At 61.8% G+C, this 15,655-nt stretch carries 14 protein-coding genes; 12 read left to right on the top strand and 2 right to left on the bottom strand.

The window, feature by feature from the left end:
- Nucleotides 1-101 precede the first annotated feature (101 nt).
- The 11 genes from J7557_RS18985 (at nt 102) to J7557_RS18935 (ending at nt 12,376) form a co-directional block, all read left to right on the top strand.
- Nucleotides 102-2,510 (top strand): methyl-accepting chemotaxis protein, encoded by a 2,409-nt coding sequence (locus J7557_RS18985; RefSeq protein WP_291421595.1) that lies wholly within the window; start codon nt 102-104, stop codon nt 2,508-2,510.
- Between the two features lie 365 nt (nt 2,511-2,875).
- A complete protein-coding gene (locus tag J7557_RS18980; RefSeq protein WP_291421594.1) occupies nt 2,876-4,576 on the top strand; it encodes a methyl-accepting chemotaxis protein in 1,701 nt (566 codons plus the stop codon).
- Between the two features lie 150 nt (nt 4,577-4,726).
- Nucleotides 4,727-6,340, top strand: coding sequence for a globin-coupled sensor protein (locus J7557_RS18975; RefSeq protein ID WP_291421593.1), 1,614 nt, complete (start codon nt 4,727-4,729; stop codon nt 6,338-6,340).
- 82 nt (nt 6,341-6,422) lie between these two features.
- Nucleotides 6,423-6,782: a DUF1801 domain-containing protein gene (locus tag J7557_RS18970; protein WP_291421592.1), complete on the top strand. Its 360-nt coding sequence runs from the start codon at nt 6,423-6,425 to the stop codon at nt 6,780-6,782.
- A 35-nt stretch (nt 6,783-6,817) separates the two neighbouring features.
- A complete protein-coding gene (locus tag J7557_RS18965; protein WP_051960832.1) occupies nt 6,818-7,180 on the top strand; it encodes a methylglyoxal synthase in 363 nt (120 codons plus the stop codon).
- 156 nt (nt 7,181-7,336) lie between these two features.
- The gene (locus tag J7557_RS18960) at nt 7,337-8,122 is read left to right on the top strand and encodes an ABC transporter ATP-binding protein (protein WP_291421591.1); all 786 of its coding nucleotides are present in this window, start codon (nt 7,337-7,339) and stop codon (nt 8,120-8,122) included.
- Nucleotides 8,122-8,826 carry an ABC transporter ATP-binding protein gene (locus tag J7557_RS18955; RefSeq protein WP_291421590.1) on the top strand — a complete coding sequence of 235 codons (705 nt, stop codon included), beginning with the start codon at nt 8,122-8,124 and terminating at the stop codon, nt 8,824-8,826. Before J7557_RS18960 ends, J7557_RS18955 begins: the two co-directional genes overlap by 1 nt.
- Nucleotides 8,827-8,829: 3 nt before the next feature.
- Nucleotides 8,830-9,834, top strand: a complete 1,005-nt coding sequence (locus tag J7557_RS18950) for a branched-chain amino acid ABC transporter permease (protein ID WP_291421589.1) — start codon at nt 8,830-8,832, stop codon at nt 9,832-9,834.
- A 50-nt stretch (nt 9,835-9,884) separates the two neighbouring features.
- Nucleotides 9,885-11,120, top strand: a complete 1,236-nt coding sequence (locus J7557_RS18945; RefSeq protein ID WP_291421633.1) for a branched-chain amino acid ABC transporter permease — start codon at nt 9,885-9,887, stop codon at nt 11,118-11,120.
- Between the two features lie 60 nt (nt 11,121-11,180).
- Entirely contained in the window at nt 11,181-11,714 is a 534-nt protein-coding gene (locus tag J7557_RS18940) for an MbcA/ParS/Xre antitoxin family protein (RefSeq protein WP_291421588.1), read from the top strand.
- Nucleotides 11,705-12,376, top strand: coding sequence for an RES family NAD+ phosphorylase (locus J7557_RS18935; protein ID WP_291421587.1), 672 nt, complete (start codon nt 11,705-11,707; stop codon nt 12,374-12,376). Before J7557_RS18940 ends, J7557_RS18935 begins: the two co-directional genes overlap by 10 nt.
- Before the next feature lie 3 nt (nt 12,377-12,379).
- Here J7557_RS18935 and J7557_RS18930 read toward each other — a convergent pair whose 3' ends face one another.
- The gene (locus J7557_RS18930; protein ID WP_291421586.1) at nt 12,380-12,973 is read right to left on the bottom strand and encodes a class I SAM-dependent methyltransferase; all 594 of its coding nucleotides are present in this window, start codon (nt 12,971-12,973) and stop codon (nt 12,380-12,382) included.
- A 76-nt stretch (nt 12,974-13,049) separates the two neighbouring features.
- Nucleotides 13,050-14,246, bottom strand: coding sequence for an ABC transporter substrate-binding protein (locus J7557_RS18925; RefSeq protein WP_291421585.1), 1,197 nt, complete (start codon nt 14,244-14,246; stop codon nt 13,050-13,052).
- Between the two features lie 221 nt (nt 14,247-14,467).
- Between J7557_RS18925 and J7557_RS18920 the strand changes: the two genes are divergently transcribed.
- Nucleotides 14,468-15,523 carry a glycine betaine ABC transporter substrate-binding protein gene (locus tag J7557_RS18920; RefSeq protein ID WP_291421584.1) on the top strand — a complete coding sequence of 352 codons (1,056 nt, stop codon included), beginning with the start codon at nt 14,468-14,470 and terminating at the stop codon, nt 15,521-15,523.
- Nucleotides 15,524-15,655: the final 132 nt, after the last annotated feature.

Here is a 15,655-nt window from a genome sequence, read left to right as displayed (position 1 = left end):
ACGGCCCTTCACAGGTGCTTTCTCTTGGCGCAGCCCGGGGGACGGCAATGGGCTGTGCGAGGGAATTCCGCCCAGAAGGGTGTGGAGGCAATTGCGTTGAAATGAAGTTTTCCGATCTTTCCATTCGCGCCAAGCTGGTAACGGGCGCCGGTGTTCTGTTTGCAGTCAGCATGGCAGGGCTCATCGCCGGCGGTATCGCCCTGATGTATCAGACGGCGGGCACCGAAGCGCAGGAGCGCGCCAGAGCCCTTGTCGCCTCCTATTCGCAGATGGCCTCGGGCCAGCTCGGCGGCATCGTCAACATGACCCAGGGCGTGGGTGCGGCGATCGAGGGGGCCATGCAGGGTGAGGTGATCGATCGCGACCAGCTCGGGCGCATCGTTACCCAGGCCATCGAGGCGCGGCCGACGCTGATGGGCATGACGCTGGCTTTCGAACCGAACCAGCCCGATGGCCGTGATGCCGAATTTATCGGCCATGCCTATTCGGATGCGACGGGCCGTTTCGTGCCCTATTTTGCCCGGCCCAATGGCGAATTGATCGTCGAGCAGCTCGATATGTCGCCCGAAGCCGGAACCGGCGACTGGTATGACCTGCCGATCAAGGAAAACCGCAATACCCTGGTGCCGCCCTATAGCTATACGGTGGGTGGCAAGACCGTGCTGATGACCACGGTCAGCGTCGTGATCCGCAAGGACGACAAGCCGATCGGCATCCTGACCTCGGACCTGACGCTCGACACCATTGCCGGCGTGATCGGCCAGCTGAAACCCTTCGGTGTCGGCACGGTACAGCTCATCAGCAATAACGGCCTCTGGATCGTCAATCCCGATCCGACATTGGCCGGGACGGCCGTTGCCCCCGACGTTGCCGCTGCGCTCAAGGATACGGCGCGCATGGAACAGGGCATGGCCTATGTGGACGCTGCCGGGGTGCAGCAGTTTGCTGTCACCACGCAGATGCAGTTCCCGGGCGTGCCCGAGCAGTGGACCATGATCATGCAGGTGCCGCTGGCAACGATCTATGCCGGCGTCGACAACACCCGCAATCTCGCCATTGGCGCGGCGGCGGTGCTGGCGCTGATCGCGCTTGGCCTTGTCTGGTTCGGTGCGGGCTTTATTTCCGGCCCAATCCAGAAGATGACCGCCATCATGCGCGAACTGGCGCAGGGCAAGTATGATCTCGACGTGCCCTATCAGCAGGGCAAGGACGAAATCGGCAATATGGCACGGGCCGTGGAAGTGTTCCGCGAGAACGGGCTCAAGATCAGCCAGATGACCGAGGCGGAAGCCGCGCGCATCATAGCTGACGAGCAGCAGCGCCGCGCCATGATGACCGACCTGCAAGCCGCCTTTGGCGAAGTGGTGGATGCCGCCATTGCCGGCGATTTTACCAAGCGCGTGCATGCCGAATTCCCGGATGCCGAACTCAACAGCCTCGCCCGCAGCGTCAATTCGCTGGTCGAAACCGTCGATAGCGGCGTGTCGGAAACCGGTATCGTGCTCGGGGCCCTGGCCAAGACCGATCTCACGGTCCGCATGCAGGGCAATTTCAGCGGCGCTTTCGCCAAGTTGAAGAATGACGCCAATGCAGTAGCCGAGACGCTGAGCGATGTGGTCGGCCAGCTCAAACAGACCTCGCGCTCGATCAAGACGGCAACCGGGGAAATTCTCTCGGGCGCCAATGATCTCAGCGAGCGTACGACCAAGCAGGCGGCGACGATCGAAGAGACCTCGGCGGCCATGGAGCAGTTGGCTCATACCGTGTTGCAGAACGCCGACCGGGCGCGCGATGCCAATGCCGATGCGCAATTGGTGAGCCGTACGGCCGAAGAGGGCGGCGAAGTGATGAGCCGCGCTACCAAGGCTATGGAGCAGATTTCCACCTCCTCGGGCAAGATTTCCAACATTATCGGGCTGATCGACGACATTGCCTTCCAGACGAATCTCCTCGCCCTCAACGCCTCGGTGGAAGCGGCGCGAGCGGGCGATGCCGGCAAGGGTTTTGCGGTGGTCGCCGTAGAAGTGCGGCGCCTGGCACAATCAGCGGCGCAGGCGTCCTCCGACGTCAAGGCGTTGATCGAGGCATCCTCGGGTGAAGTGGGCGCCGGAACGAAACTCGTGGCGGAAGCGGCGGCAAAGCTCGCAGCCATGCTTGAGGCGGCGCGCTCCAATTCGGCGCTGATGGAAGGCATGGCGCGCGACAGTCGCGAACAGGCCGCAGCGATCGAGGAAGTGACCGTCGCCGTCCGTCAGATGGACGAGATGACCCAGCACAATGCGGCGCTGGTGGAACAAACCAATGCCGCCATCGAGCAGACCGAAGCACAGGCCAGCGAACTCGACCGGATCGTGGCGGTGTTCCACACGGACGATCGCTCTGCTGCGCCGCAGCCGGTAGCGTCAAAGCCTTCCCGCCCCGCCCCGCGGCCCGCGAGCACCCAGAAGGCCGCCAGCGCCTATCTCAGCCAGGGCAATGCTGCCATCTCGGCAGATTGGGATGAGTTCTGAGCGGAACCTCACGCCGTGCCTGCACCAAGTTGAAGCTTCTATCCGTAGAATTTTCAAAGCAAAGGGGCACCGAAATGGCGCCCCTTCTCATTTTCTGGGACTGTACCTTAATAGAGGACGCATTCAGCATCGCTCCTGACTTGCTAATGGTCGATGCAGCCGTGAATACGCAGTTTTGCTCAAAGCAATGTTGCAGCAAGTATTGATCTAAATTGTCATATTAATTCCGGATATGTCTTTTTACATATCGCCTGCCGAAATACGAAAAACATTCTATTTGCCAGGCAGGGTTTTGTTAACCCTCTGGGAGCAGCCTCGTGGAGAGGGCGATAGGCGGCTGTTGCCCCGGAGAAAAGGCCAAAATCATGCGAGCTCTGGGCTTTGGACAGAGTGCCTCAACACGGGATCTTGAGGCCAAGTGCGCGGCTATTTCGCGCAGCCAGGCAGTCATCGAATTCACCCTCGAAGGCAAGATCATCACAGCCAATGAGAATTTCCTTGGCGCGACGGGCTATCGCCTTGAGGAGGTCGCTGGCAAGCATCATTCGATGTTCTGCGATCCTGCTTTTGCGGCAAGCGAAGAGTACAGGAATTTCTGGGCCGAGCTGCGGCGCGGTTCGTTTCAATCGGGCGCCTATCGACGCCTCGCCAAGGGCGGAAGGGAAATCTGGATCCAGGCCAGCTACAATCCGGTCATGGACAAGTCCGGCAAGCCGATAAAGGTCATCAAGTTCGCCACCGACATTACCGAGCAGGTGGGCGTTGCCGCCGACCATGCGGCGCAGGTGGCAGCGATCTCCCGCGTCCAGGCCGTCATCGCCTTCAAGCTCGATGGCACGGTCATCGAGGCCAACCAGAATTTTCTCTCGACCCTTGGCTATCGTCTCGAAGAAATCGTCGGTCGGCACCATTCGATGTTCTGCGACAAGGACTTTGCCGCCAGCGCCGAATATAGGTCTTTCTGGCAAAGGCTGGGGGCGGGCGAATATATCTCGGCCGAGTTCCAGCGCTTCGGCAAGGGTGGCAAGGAGATATGGATCCAGGCCAGCTACAACCCGATCTTCGATGCCGCCGGCAAGGTGGTAAAGGTGGTCAAGTTCGCGACCGACATTTCCGAACGCAAGCGGGCCGAAGGCATTATCGCGCTTTTGACCCAGAGCCTGGCGCGCATGTCCAATGGCGATCTCGGGGGGCGGATCGATACCAGCTTTACCGGCCAATATGAGCAGCTCCGGCAAGCATTCAACCAATCGCTGAGCCAGCTCGAAACCATTGTCGGTGGGCTGCGCACCACATCGGGCTCGCTGAAAACCGCCACTGCCGAAATCCTCGCCGGCGCCAATGATCTCTCGCAGCGCACGACACGGCAGGCCGCGACGATCGAGGAAACCTCGGCCGCGGTCGAACAATTGGCCGGGACCGTTTCGGAAAATGCCAAGCGCGCGGCGGCCGCCAGCGAAAAGGCAAAAAATCTTGCCGAAGACGCGACCAAGGGCGGCGCGGTGATGGGGGAGGCGACCGAGGCCATGGCGGCCATCGAGGCTTCCTCGGGCAAGATTTCCAACATTATCGGGCTGATCGACGATATCGCCTTCCAGACCAATCTTCTGGCTCTCAACGCCTCCGTCGAGGCGGCTCGGGCGGGCGATGCGGGCAAGGGCTTTGCCGTGGTGGCCGTGGAAGTGCGACGCCTTGCCCAATCGGCGGCGCAGGCTTCGGCCGACGTCAAGGCGCTCATTGAAACCAGCGCCGGCGAAGTGCGGACCGGCGCCCAGCTTGTCGAGCAGGCGGCGCGAAAACTCGACGATATCCTGCGCGGGGCCGAGGACAGTTTTGGGCTGATCGGGGATATGGCCAGGGCCAGCCGCGAACAATCGGGGGCGCTCAACGAGGTCGCGACGGCCGTTCGACAAATGGACGAAATGACCCAGCACAATGCGGCGCTGGTGGAGCAAACCAATGCCGCCATCGAGCAGACCGAGGCCCAGGCCGCCAAGCTCGACGGCATTGTCGACGTCTTCCGCCAGGAGCAAAGGAGCGCGCGGCACGAGCGCTCGGCGGCCTAGCCCGGACTGCCCTTTATCTAGGCAGTTCCTAGGCCGATAAACCGGAAATTTACCAAGACCACCATAAGTCTGTCGAGTTGATCGTGATCAAGATTGGGAACTTGCCCGCGGTTAAAACTAAGCACTCTTTTGCTAGTCCAAAGGCCGGTCATGTCTAAATCTTCTCACGAGCTGCTGCAGTCGCGGCTGGATTTCGTTCAACTCGATGAAGAGGCCCGGGCCCGCCTGCCGCGCATCCGCCCCCTGATCGAAGCCCATCTCGTGCCGGCGCTTGAACGCTTCTATGGCCATATCGCCAAGGTTCCGGCCGTTTCGCGCTTCTTCGATGGCAAGCCGCAGATGGCCCGTGCCCAGGGCAAGCAGGTTGGCCACTGGAGCGCCATTGCTTCGGGCCAGCTCGATGCCAATTATTTCGAAGCAAGCACCCGCGTCGGCCTGCGCCATGCCCAGATCGGGCTTGAGCCGCGCTGGCATATCGGGGGCTATAGCCTCATCGTCGAGACGCTGGTGACTGGTATCATCACCGATTACATGACCACGGCCCTGGCCCCGACCAAGGGCGCTTTCGGGCGTTCGGTGCCGCGCGATCCCAAGGACGTCATGAAGGATGTCGAGGTGCTGACCAGTTCGCTGGTTTCGGTGCTCAAGGCCATCATGCTCGATATCGACATCGGCGTTTCTGCCTATTTCGAAAAGCTCAATGACGATACCAGGAAGGCGGACGACGCGGCCAAGGCCAAGATCCAGGCCGCCGTCTCGGCTGCCGGTGCGGTGCTGCAGGATGTGGCGCGCGGCGATCTGACGACGCGCGTGACCGCAGATCTTGATCCGGAATTCGACCAGATCAAGCATGATACCAATGCGGTAGCCGAGCGCCTGAGCACCATTGTCATGCAGTTGCAGCAGACATCGCGCCAGATGAAAGTGGCGACCGGCGAAATCCTCTCGGGTGCCAATGATCTTGCCGACCGTACGACGCGCCAGGCGGCCACGATCGAGGAAACGACCGCGGCGATCGAACAGCTTTCGACGGCAGTGGTGGAGAATGCCAAGCGCGCGGCGACGGCCAGCGACAAGGCCCGCAGCGTGGCCGAGAGCGCGACGAGCGGCGGTGAGGCGATCACGGCCGCCAACGGGGCAATGGGCGCCATCGAAACCTCGTCGGCCAAGATTTCCAATATCATCGGCATGATCGACGACATCGCGTTCCAGACCAATCTCCTGGCACTCAATGCTTCGGTGGAAGCGGCGCGGGCCGGCGAAGCAGGCAAGGGTTTTGCGGTCGTCGCCGTAGAAGTGCGGCGTCTCGCCCAGTCGGCAGCCAATGCCTCCTCGGAGGTGAAGGCCCTGATCGAAACATCAGCCGCCGAAGTGCGCAGCGGGACGCAATTGGTGGCCCGCGCCGCCGAAGTGCTGCTCGACATTCTTGCCGGCGCGCAGGAAAGCTCTGACCTGATCGATACGATCGCGCAGGCCAATCGCACGCAGTCCGCCGCGCTTGAGGAAGTGACCGTCGCCGTCCGGCAGATGGACGAGATGACCCAGCACAATGCGGCGCTGGTGGAAGAAACCAATGCCGCGATCGAGCAGACGGAGGCTCAGGCGAGCGAACTCGACAAGATCGTCGACGTCTTCCGCATCGAAGGCCACCAGCGGCTTGCAGCGGCCCCAGTTTCGGCAGTGCGCCGGCCCAAGCCCATGTCAAAGCCAATGCCCAAGAGCCATGGCAACGCGGCCCTGGCGCAGGATTGGGACGAGTTCTGAGGTCTGCTGACACAGACTGACATTGCCGGGCCCGACACAGAAGCGCCACCTGACAGTGGCGCTTCGCCATTGGGAGTTTCGCATGCATGATCTGCAGGGCCTTGATGCCATCCTGCAACCCATGTCGCCCGCGATAGGGGCGCTGACTCGCGAGGTTGTCACGCTCATCGCCGGCCATCCCCAGCTTTCGGGCAAGGTCATGCCCGGCTGGCGCTCAGTCAATTTCAGCCATGCCAAAGCGGGCTATGTTTGCGCCGTACTGGCCCAGCCCGAGCGCGTCTCGATCTTCTTCCAGCGCGGCAGCCTGTTGTCCGATCCCGATGGTCTGCTGGTGGGCGAGCCGGGAAAGAAGGGACGCATTCTGCGCCTTGCTCCCGGCCAGGCCGTACCCGACAAGGAGATCGGCCTCTTTCTCATGGAAGCCATTGCGCTATTTGCCTGAGCCGTGCTTGAAACGCCTGACATATGGAGGCTTGCATGGCGCGCATCGGGCTCGTGGCTCACGACGACAAGAAGGATGACCTCTGCGCGTGGGCCGAACGGCATCGGCATAAGCTCGTCCAGCATGAGCTCTGGGGCACGGGCACGACCGGCAGCCGGGTCATGGCCGCCACGGGGCTCACCGTGCAATTGCTCAAAAGCGGGCCGCTGGGCGGGGACCAGCAATTGGGGGCGATGATCTGCGAAGGTCGGCTCGATGTGCTGATTTTCTTCATCGATCCGCTTTCGGCCCAGCCGCATGATGTAGACGTGAAGGCCCTTACCCGCCTTGCGACGCTCTACGATGTGCCGCTCGCCAACAACCGTTCGACGGCGGATGCTGTCCTGGCTGCCGTCTGACCCACTGAAATCCCTGAAAGAATCGATTTCATCAGGTCTTTTTGTCCCCAAGGGAGGCGCAGCGGCGTTGACCCTTTGCCCCTCTTGTGAGCAGATGCCCCAAAATTGCCTGGATTGAACCGGGCGGCATGGCATTCAGGAAATTCGGGGCGCTTAGTGACCACCGATTTGGTTATAGACGTTCGCGACGTCTCTAAAAGATTTGGCGGCCTTCTGGCTGTCAATAATTGTTCGCTCTCGGTCCGGCGCGGATCGATCACCGGGCTCATCGGCCCCAATGGCGCAGGCAAGTCGACCCTGTTCAACATGGTCGCCGGCAATATCACGCCCGATAGCGGCCGAGTGATCTTCGATGGTGCTGATGTCACTGGTATGAAGCCATACCAGCTTTTCCGCATCGGCATGCTGCGCACCTTTCAGATCGCGCATGAATTCAGCCAGATGACGGCGCTCGAAAACCTGATGATGGTGCCGGGCGACCAGCCGGGCGAGCATCTGGTTTCGACCTGGTTCCGGCCGGGCCTCGTAAAGAGCCGCGAAACCGAGGTGCGCAAGAAGGCGCTCGACGTCATCGATTTTTTGAAGCTCGGCCATGTGCGCAATGAGCTCGCGGGGAATCTCTCGGGCGGCCAGAAGAAGCTGCTTGAGCTCGGCCGCACCATGATGGTCGACGCCAAGGTCGTGCTGCTCGACGAAGTCGCCGCCGGCGTCAACAAGAGCCTCCTCAACGATCTCGCCGGCAATATCGAGCGCATGAATCGCGAGCTTGGCTATACGTTCTTCGTCATCGAGCATGACATGGACCTGATCGGACGGCTTTGCGATCCCGTCATCGTCATGGCGCAGGGCGAGAAGATCGCCGAGGGCCCGATGGCCGAAATCCGCGCCAATCCCCAAATCGTCGAAGCCTATTTCGGCTCGCCTGCCGAGGTCGCTGTCTGATGCCGTTGATCGAACTCAAGCATGTGGTGGGGGGCTATGGCGGCGCGCCCATTCTCAATGGCGTCAATATCGCCATCGAGAAATCGGATATCGGCGTCATCGTCGGTCCCAATGGCGCCGGCAAGTCGACGACGCTGAAAGCCATCTTTGGGCTTTTGAAGGTCACTGGCGGCACTATCGAGTTTGGTGGCGAGAACGTCGCCAACTCCCTGCCGGACAAGCTCGTGCCCAAGGGGCTGAGCTTCGTGCCGCAGGAAAAAAACGTCTTCACTTCCATGTCGGTCGAAGAAAATCTCGAAATGGGCGCCTTCACGCGCACCGACGATTTTTCCGAAACCATGGAATGGGTCTACGAGATGTTCCCGGTGCTGCGCGAGAAGCGCCGTCAGCCGGCGGGCGAGCTCTCCGGCGGCCAGCGGCAGATGGTGGCCATGGGCCGCGCACTGATGAGCAAGCCGACGCTGCTGATGCTCGACGAGCCCTCTGCGGGCCTGTCGCCGCGCTACGTCATCGAAATTTTCGAGACCATCCGGCGCGTCAATCAGGAAGGCGTTGGCATTCTCATGGTCGAGCAGAATGCACGTCAGGCCCTGGCCTTTGCCTCCAAGGGTTTCGTGCTTGCCAGCGGGCAAAACCGCTTCACCGGCACCGGGGCGGAGCTTATCGCCGACCCGGAAGTCGCCAAGTCTTTCCTCGGGGGCTGAGCCGTGACCGAACTCATTTTCTTCACCAATCAGGTGATCATTTCCGGTCTCGTGCTGGGCTGCATCTATGCACTGGGTGCCATCGGCATCACGCTGATCTTTGGCATTTTGCGCTTCGCGCACTTTGCCCATTCCGAACTGATGACGGGCGGTGCCTTCATCGCCTTCCTGCTCGCCAGCCTCTTTGCCGCCTGGGGCATTGTCACTCCCATTCCGACCGGCTTTGTCGTGCTGCCCATCGCCATGGTGCTGGCCGCCATTCTGGCGCTGGGGATCGACAAGGGCTTTTATGCGCCCCTGCGTAAGCGCGGTGCGAAGCCCGTGACGCTGCTGATCGCCTCCATCGGCGTGACGCTGATGATCCAGGGTCTCATTCGCCTGTTCTTCGGCGCCGGTTCCTACTCGTTCTTCGAGACCGAGCCCAAGGAAGTGTTCCGTTTCGATATGACGGCCATCGGGTCGACGCGCCCGCTGGTGATCACCGAGCCGCAGGTCCTGATGATCCTCGTCACCTTCGTTTCGGTGCTAGCGCTGCACTTCTTTCTGACGCGTTCGCGTCTCGGCAAGGCCATGCGCGCCATGGCCGATAATGCTGATCTGGCGCAGGTTTCGGGTATCAATACCACGCTTGTCGTGCGCGTTACCTGGATCATCGCCGGTGCGCTCGGTTGCATGGCCGGCACCATGCTGGCGCTTGACGTGACGCTGAAGCCGGATCTGGCGTTCAACATCATCCTGCCGATCTTTGCCGCCGCCATCGTCGGTGGCCTCGGCCAAGCCTATGGGGCCATTGCCGGTGGCCTGCTCATCGGCTTTGCTGAAACGCTGGCGGTGTTCAACTGGACCATGCTGCTGCGGCCGCTCAACGCCATCCTGCCTGACTGGATGCAGTTGCCGCCGACGCTGGCGCTGGTGCCGACAGAGTACAAGCTCACCGTCGCTTTCGTTATTCTCGTCGTCACACTGCTCGTGCGACCGACCGGTATTTTCAAGGGAGCCTCGTCATGATCCAGCGTTCCCTGACGCTTTTCGGCGGCCTTTTCGTGCTCATCCTGCTCATGGGCGGGGTGATGGGTGCGCCCTTCACCTCCTCGCGCCTCGTCGAAGCAGCCGCCTATGCGCTGATCGCGCTGGGGCTCAATATCCAATGGGGATATGGCGGTCTCTTCAACTTCGGCATCATGGGTTTTCTCATGGTTGGCGGCGCAGCCGTCACCTTCATTTCCTACCCGGTCAACCCAGTCTTCTGGGGTTCTGAAGGTCCCGCCATGCTGGGCAGGGCGCTGCTCGCCTTTGCCGGCGGTGCGCTGATCGTCCTTGCCGCACGCAAGGCCGATCGCATCGGCATTGCCGGCAAGTGGAAGGCTGCGCTGACCGTCCTTGCCTGGTTCATCGCCTACGTGCTCTATCGCAGCCAGCTTGATCCCGCAGCGGCCTATATCGAATCGGCAGCCGGTGGCGGCTGGGTCGGTGGTCTTGGCGGTCACCCGATCCTCGGCTGGGTCTTCGGTGGCGTCCTGGCGGCTGGTATCGCCTATGTCGTCGGCAAGATTTGTCTGGGCCTCCGCACCGACTATCTCGCCATCGCGACCATCGGCATTTCGGAAATCATCCGCGCGCTGATCAAGAACATGGATTGGCTGACGCGCGGCACGCTGACCGTGTCGCCGATCCCATGGCCGACCCCGCTGCCGCAGCAGTTGCAGGCCGGCGGCATGAGTATCGCCGACTCGCTGCTGACCGCACGTGCCATCTATCTGCTGCTTGCCATTGTCGTTCTCGGCGTTGTGCTCTGGCTGATCTCGCGGGCCTATGCCGGGCCCTGGGGCCGCATGATGCGCGCCATCCGAGACAACCACATTGCCGCAACCTCGATGGGCAAGAACGTCACCGCCCGCCAGCTCGAAATTTTCGTGTTCGGTTCGGTGTTGATGGGCATTGGCGGTGCCATGCTGGTCAGCTTTGTGCAGATCTTCGATCCGTCGAGCTATCAACCGATCAACCACACTTTCCTCATCTGGGTCATGGTGATCGTCGGCGGCGCAGGCAACAACTGGGGTGCGCTGTTTGGGGCCGTGCTTCTCTGGCTGATCTGGGTGGTCTCCGAGCCCCTGTCGAAGGCCGTGTTTGATTTCGTCAGCACCTGGTCGACGCAATTTGGCTGGGGCGCGATTCCGGAAATTGAAGCGCGCTCGGCGCAGATGCGCGTCTTCGTTCTCGGTCTTGTCATCACCATTGCACTCCGCTTTGCGCCGAAGGGCCTCATTCCCGAAGTGGTCAAGCGCGAAAGCTGATTTGTCTGAAACTTGACAAATGTCCAAATATAGACAATCTTGATCTCGAAGGAGATCGAGATGTCCGTATTTGGGTTGGGTGAGGCACCGCAGGCTGCATTTGCCGGTCAGGCTCAGGTTCTCGGCGTTGAACGCTTTGAGCCTGCCAATCGCCGACGGCTGAGCGCACCGGCGCTACGCACCTTTGCTGCCATTGCCGATCTCTGGGGGCTCAACGAAGAACAGCGTCGGCTGGTGCTGGGCTATCCGAGCCGCTCGACCTATCAGAACTGGATGAAACTGGCGCGTGAGCAGGGGGAGGTCACGCTCGATGTCGATGCGCTGATGCGTCTTTCGGCAGTATTCGGCGTGCACCAGGCCTTGGGCGTGCTCTTTGCCGATGCGCAGGCGCAATTGGGCTGGCTCAAGGGGCCGCATGATGCGCCGCTCTTTGGCGGGCAGGCACCATTGAGCCTCGTCGTATCGGGTTCGCTTGACGGTATCTTGCAGGTGCGGCGTTTTCTCGATGCGGCGCGGGGCGGGGTCTATATGGCGCCCAATGGGCTCGATGCCGATTTTCTGCCGACCACGGCAGGAGATATCGCGTGGCGCTAGAAAAGCGCCACGCGCCAGCGCCGCAACCGAGCTATCGCCTGATCCCGTCGCAATTCCCGCCCATCGGGCTTTTTGACACGGTTTCGCGCGCTGCCGACCTTGAGGCAGTGATGGAACTGGCTGGTTGGACCAATGACCGGCTGGTGGCTGAACGCATTGCCCGCTTGCCACGGGACGAATGGGTGTTCGGTCGGGCCAATTCATCCATCGTCATGGCCGCATTCCTCCATGCGGCGCCGGGCGGCGGGCGTTTTTCGGGCGCGGACCTTGGCGCCTGGTACGCTGCGGACACAATCGAAGCCAGTCTTGCCGAGGTGGCGCACCATCTCCGACGCGAGGCTTTTGTGCGGCGGCAACCCAGCGCCACGCGCTGCTTTCGGGTCTATGTCGCGCGGCTCGAGGGAGCCTTTGTCGATCTCCGCGGCGCCGATGAACCTCAGCTCTACGATCGGCAGGATTATGTGGCGAGCCAGGCGTTTGGGGAGCGGCAGCGCGCAGCAGGGGAAGACGGTATTCTCTATGACAGCCTGCGCTTTGCGGGCGGCATCGCGATCTGCGCCTATCGGCCAAGCAAGGTGCTCGATGTGGTCCAGGCCCAGCATTTGTCCGTGACCGTGCGCACAAATGGGCCGCAGATCGCGGTCGAGACGCTGTCGCAATAGCGTCTAGGCAGCTCGCCGCGCCGTGATCCAGAGCCATTCGGTGGGTTTTGCGTCATAGCCGCTGCCCATATTCGCTTCGAGCGTGAGGTCGGTCCAGCCGGCGGCTGCGAAATCGGCGCGAAGGCGTTCCGATGTCGGATAATTGTAGTAGCGGCCAAGCTCGTCGCGTCCTTCGCCTGTTCCGGCCTTGAAGCTGGCGGTGAAGACGCCACCGGGGCGCAGGGCGCGGTGGATGCGGCCCAGGATGCCGACGAGATCGGAAGCCGGCGCGTGCAAAAGGCTGGCGCAGGCCCAGATGCCGTCATAGGCGGCAATGGCGTCCAATTGTTTGAAGCGCAAGATGCGAACTGGTCGGCCCAGGCGCTTTTCTGCCTCTGCCGCCAGTTCCGGCGTGCCATCGGTGGGATCGACATCAAAGCCGAGGGAAAGCATATGCGCTGCATCCCTGCCATTGCCGCAGCCGAGTTCGAGGATTTTGCCACCCGTTGGAACCAGAGCCAGGAATGCGTCGAGGTGTTTTCCCGTCGGCGTTGTCACGTGCTCGGCATAGACTGCGGCATTGTCGGCATAAAAGCGCAGCGTCGGATCGTCGGCCATCAACCTCTCCCAAGAAAAGGCCCGGGATTGCTCCCGGGCCTCGCAATTTGTCATTCGATGCCGTGTGGCGCCAAAATTACTGGATCGCGCCCTTCTCGACGAACTTGCCGCCTTCGACAGCGAGTTCGACGATGATGCCGTCCACGTCGCCAGCGGCGTCGAAGTCGAGCGGGCCACCGGCGCCTTCATAGTCGATGTCGGTGCCGGCCTTGATCAGCTCGACGGCCTTGCTCCATTCGCCGGGCAGGATCTTTTCGCCCGGAGCGGAGGAAACGTCGCGCAGAGCGGCGGCGAGACCTTCGCGGCTGGCCGAACCGTTCTTCTCGATGGCGAGAGCCAGGAGGAAGGCGGCGTCATAGGCCTGCGGCGCATAGGTGGCGTTGGCGGTGAAGTTTTCGCCGGTGAAGGCGTTGTAGATGTCGACGGCTTCGCCAGTCGGAGCGCCGGCGCGGGTCGCGATCAGGCCTTCGACGGCAGCAGCGTCGATACCGTTGAGCAGGTCGTCACCAACCATGCCGTCACCGCCCACATAGGTGGTGAAGTTGCCCGATTCCACAGCCTGACGCAGCACGGTGTTACCCGAAGCATTGGCATAGGCGAGGATCACGAGGTTCTGCGACGCAACGAGATTGCCGAGTTCGGCACGATAGTCGGCCTTGCCTTCTTCGTGTGCGAGGTTGGCAGCAACGGTGCCGCCACCGGCGGTGTAGGCAGCAGCCAGTGCGTCAGCAAAGCCCTTGCCGTAGTCGTTGTTCACATAGGTGATGGCGATGTCGTTGACGCCCTTGGCGAGCAGCAGATTGGCCAGCTTCACGCCCTGGAGCGCGTCGGACGGGGTGGTGCGATAGACAAGGTCATTGTCTTCGAGCGTGGTCAGGGCCGGAGCCGAAGAGGCCGGCGAGATGAACACGACGCCGCCGGAGAGACCCGAGCCGTTGAAGGCGCCGATGGTTTCACCGGTGCACAGCGCGCCGACGATGCCGGTCACGTTGTCGGTATTGATAAGCTTGTCGGCAGCGGCAGCAGCAGCCGTTGCATCGCAGGCGCCGTCGGCGGAGATGAGCTTGAGCTCGCCGCCCAGAATACCGCCCTGCTCGTTGATCTGCTTCACGACCAGTTCAGCGCCGCCAAAGATCGGCGGGGTCAGGGATTCAATCGGGCCGGTGAAGCCACCGATAAAGCCGATGGTGGCGCCGGTGTCCTGGGCCAAAGCCGGAGCGGCGATGGACAGAGCAGTGGCGGCGACCGCCAGGGTCAGGGTTTTTTTGAACATGGACGTCCCTCTGTTGCCGTTGTGTGCCGGGCGGCCTTGCCAGCCTCCTCCTTGCAGCGACACAACGAATATCGGGGGCGCCTCACGCGCCCCGCTGGCGCGACTGTTGCACATTTTCGTGTGGGGAGTCACCGGGGGTCTTGGGCAAAATGGTGAACGCTCGCGGTTGCTTAAGGCAAGGCGATTGCGCATAGACTGGCACCGGTGGAATGAGGATGCGCATGCGATTTCGGCACCCTGTCTTTGCTGGCTTGATGCTGGCCCTTTTGGCCGGTCCGGCCCTGGCGCAGATCACTGTGCTCGATAGTGCCCAGGATCAACCGCAAGGCGCCGCACCGGCCGAGCCCACGGGCGAAGTCGTCGAAACGCCCGCGACCCCGCCACCGCCCTGCGGCAACCAGCCCATGACCATTGCGCGCATGAGTTGGCCGTCAGCGGAACTGCTTGCAGAAATCCATACCCGGATCCTCAATGCCGAATTCGCCTGTGATGCGCGCGTCGTGCCCGGCGACCTCGCTGCAACCGCATCTTCCATGGGGTCTACGGGGCAGCCGGCCGTGGCGCCGGAAATGTGGGTGACCCGGATCGCTGCCGTGTGGAACGGTACCATCGAAACCCAGATGGTGCGCAGTGTCGCGCCGAGCTATGCCGAAGCGACGATGGAGGGCTGGTTCGTGCCGGCCTATATGGAGGGCGCCTTTGGCGGACCGCCAAGCGCGGCAGCCCTGCAGTCGCTGCTCTCGACCGAGACAAGTGAAAGCCCCGTCCGCTTCATTTCCTGTCCCGCGGACTGGGCCTGTTCGGTCATCAATCGCAATCTCATCGCCGCCTATGGCCTGACCAATCTCGTGCAATTGGTCGAGCCGGCCAACCGCTTCGAAATGGATGCACTGATTGCCGAAGCGGTAAGTCGGCGCGAGAATTTTGTCCTCTATTATTGGCAGCCCAATGCGGTTCTGGCACAGCTCGATTTCCGGGCTCTCGACATGGGTGCCTATGACGACGAGGCGATGAAATGCCTGGCGCGGCTTGAATGCGCGGCGCCCAAGCCTTCTTCCTTTCCAGCCGAAACGGTCGTCACCGCATTGGCGGAGTGGGTTTTTACCGAAGCCCCAACCGTCGCATCCTATTTCCAGCGGGCGACAATGCCGATCGCGGAAATGAATACGTTGCTTGGCCAGCTCAACGAGCCCGGCGCGACGGCCGAGGGAATAGCGGAGCGCTTTGTCGCCACGCGCCGCGATCTCTGGGGCACCTGGCTCGGCGCGCCCCCCTGAGCGGCTTTACGCGCCATATACCATAAATTTGGGCTTCGAGGATTTGTCATCGAACCGTCATCCGGGGCGCTGCCCGGTGACGTAATGTGCTGCCATATGCGCCTTTAAGCCCCTGAACTGTTTATGAATCTT

This window comes from Devosia sp. (genome assembly GCF_017744655.1).
Classification (GTDB): Bacteria; Pseudomonadota; Alphaproteobacteria; order Rhizobiales; family Devosiaceae; genus Devosia.
Note: the sequence above shows the minus strand (reverse complement) of the source record. Positions and strands in the feature narration are given on the sequence as shown.

Excerpts from the sequence above, each read along its gene's own strand:
- J7557_RS18955 (WP_291421590.1), top strand. The coding sequence starts at position 8,122 with ATGCCGTTGATCGAACTCAAGCATGTGGTGGGGGGCTATGGCGGCGCG.
- J7557_RS18975 (WP_291421593.1), top strand. The coding sequence starts at position 4,727 with ATGTCTAAATCTTCTCACGAGCTGCTGCAGTCGCGGCTGGATTTCGTT.
- J7557_RS18965 (WP_051960832.1), top strand. The coding sequence starts at position 6,818 with ATGGCGCGCATCGGGCTCGTGGCTCACGACGACAAGAAGGATGACCTC.
- J7557_RS18945 (WP_291421633.1), top strand. The coding sequence starts at position 9,885 with ATGGGCGGGGTGATGGGTGCGCCCTTCACCTCCTCGCGCCTCGTCGAA.
- J7557_RS18940 (WP_291421588.1), top strand. The coding sequence starts at position 11,181 with ATGTCCGTATTTGGGTTGGGTGAGGCACCGCAGGCTGCATTTGCCGGT.
- J7557_RS18920 (WP_291421584.1), top strand. The coding sequence starts at position 14,468 with ATGCGATTTCGGCACCCTGTCTTTGCTGGCTTGATGCTGGCCCTTTTG.
- J7557_RS18930 (WP_291421586.1), bottom strand. The coding sequence starts at position 12,973 with ATGGCCGACGATCCGACGCTGCGCTTTTATGCCGACAATGCCGCAGTC.
- J7557_RS18925 (WP_291421585.1), bottom strand. The coding sequence starts at position 14,246 with ATGTTCAAAAAAACCCTGACCCTGGCGGTCGCCGCCACTGCTCTGTCC.
- J7557_RS18970 (WP_291421592.1), top strand. The coding sequence starts at position 6,423 with ATGCATGATCTGCAGGGCCTTGATGCCATCCTGCAACCCATGTCGCCC.
- J7557_RS18980 (WP_291421594.1), top strand. The coding sequence starts at position 2,876 with ATGCGAGCTCTGGGCTTTGGACAGAGTGCCTCAACACGGGATCTTGAG.
- J7557_RS18985 (WP_291421595.1), top strand. The coding sequence starts at position 102 with ATGAAGTTTTCCGATCTTTCCATTCGCGCCAAGCTGGTAACGGGCGCC.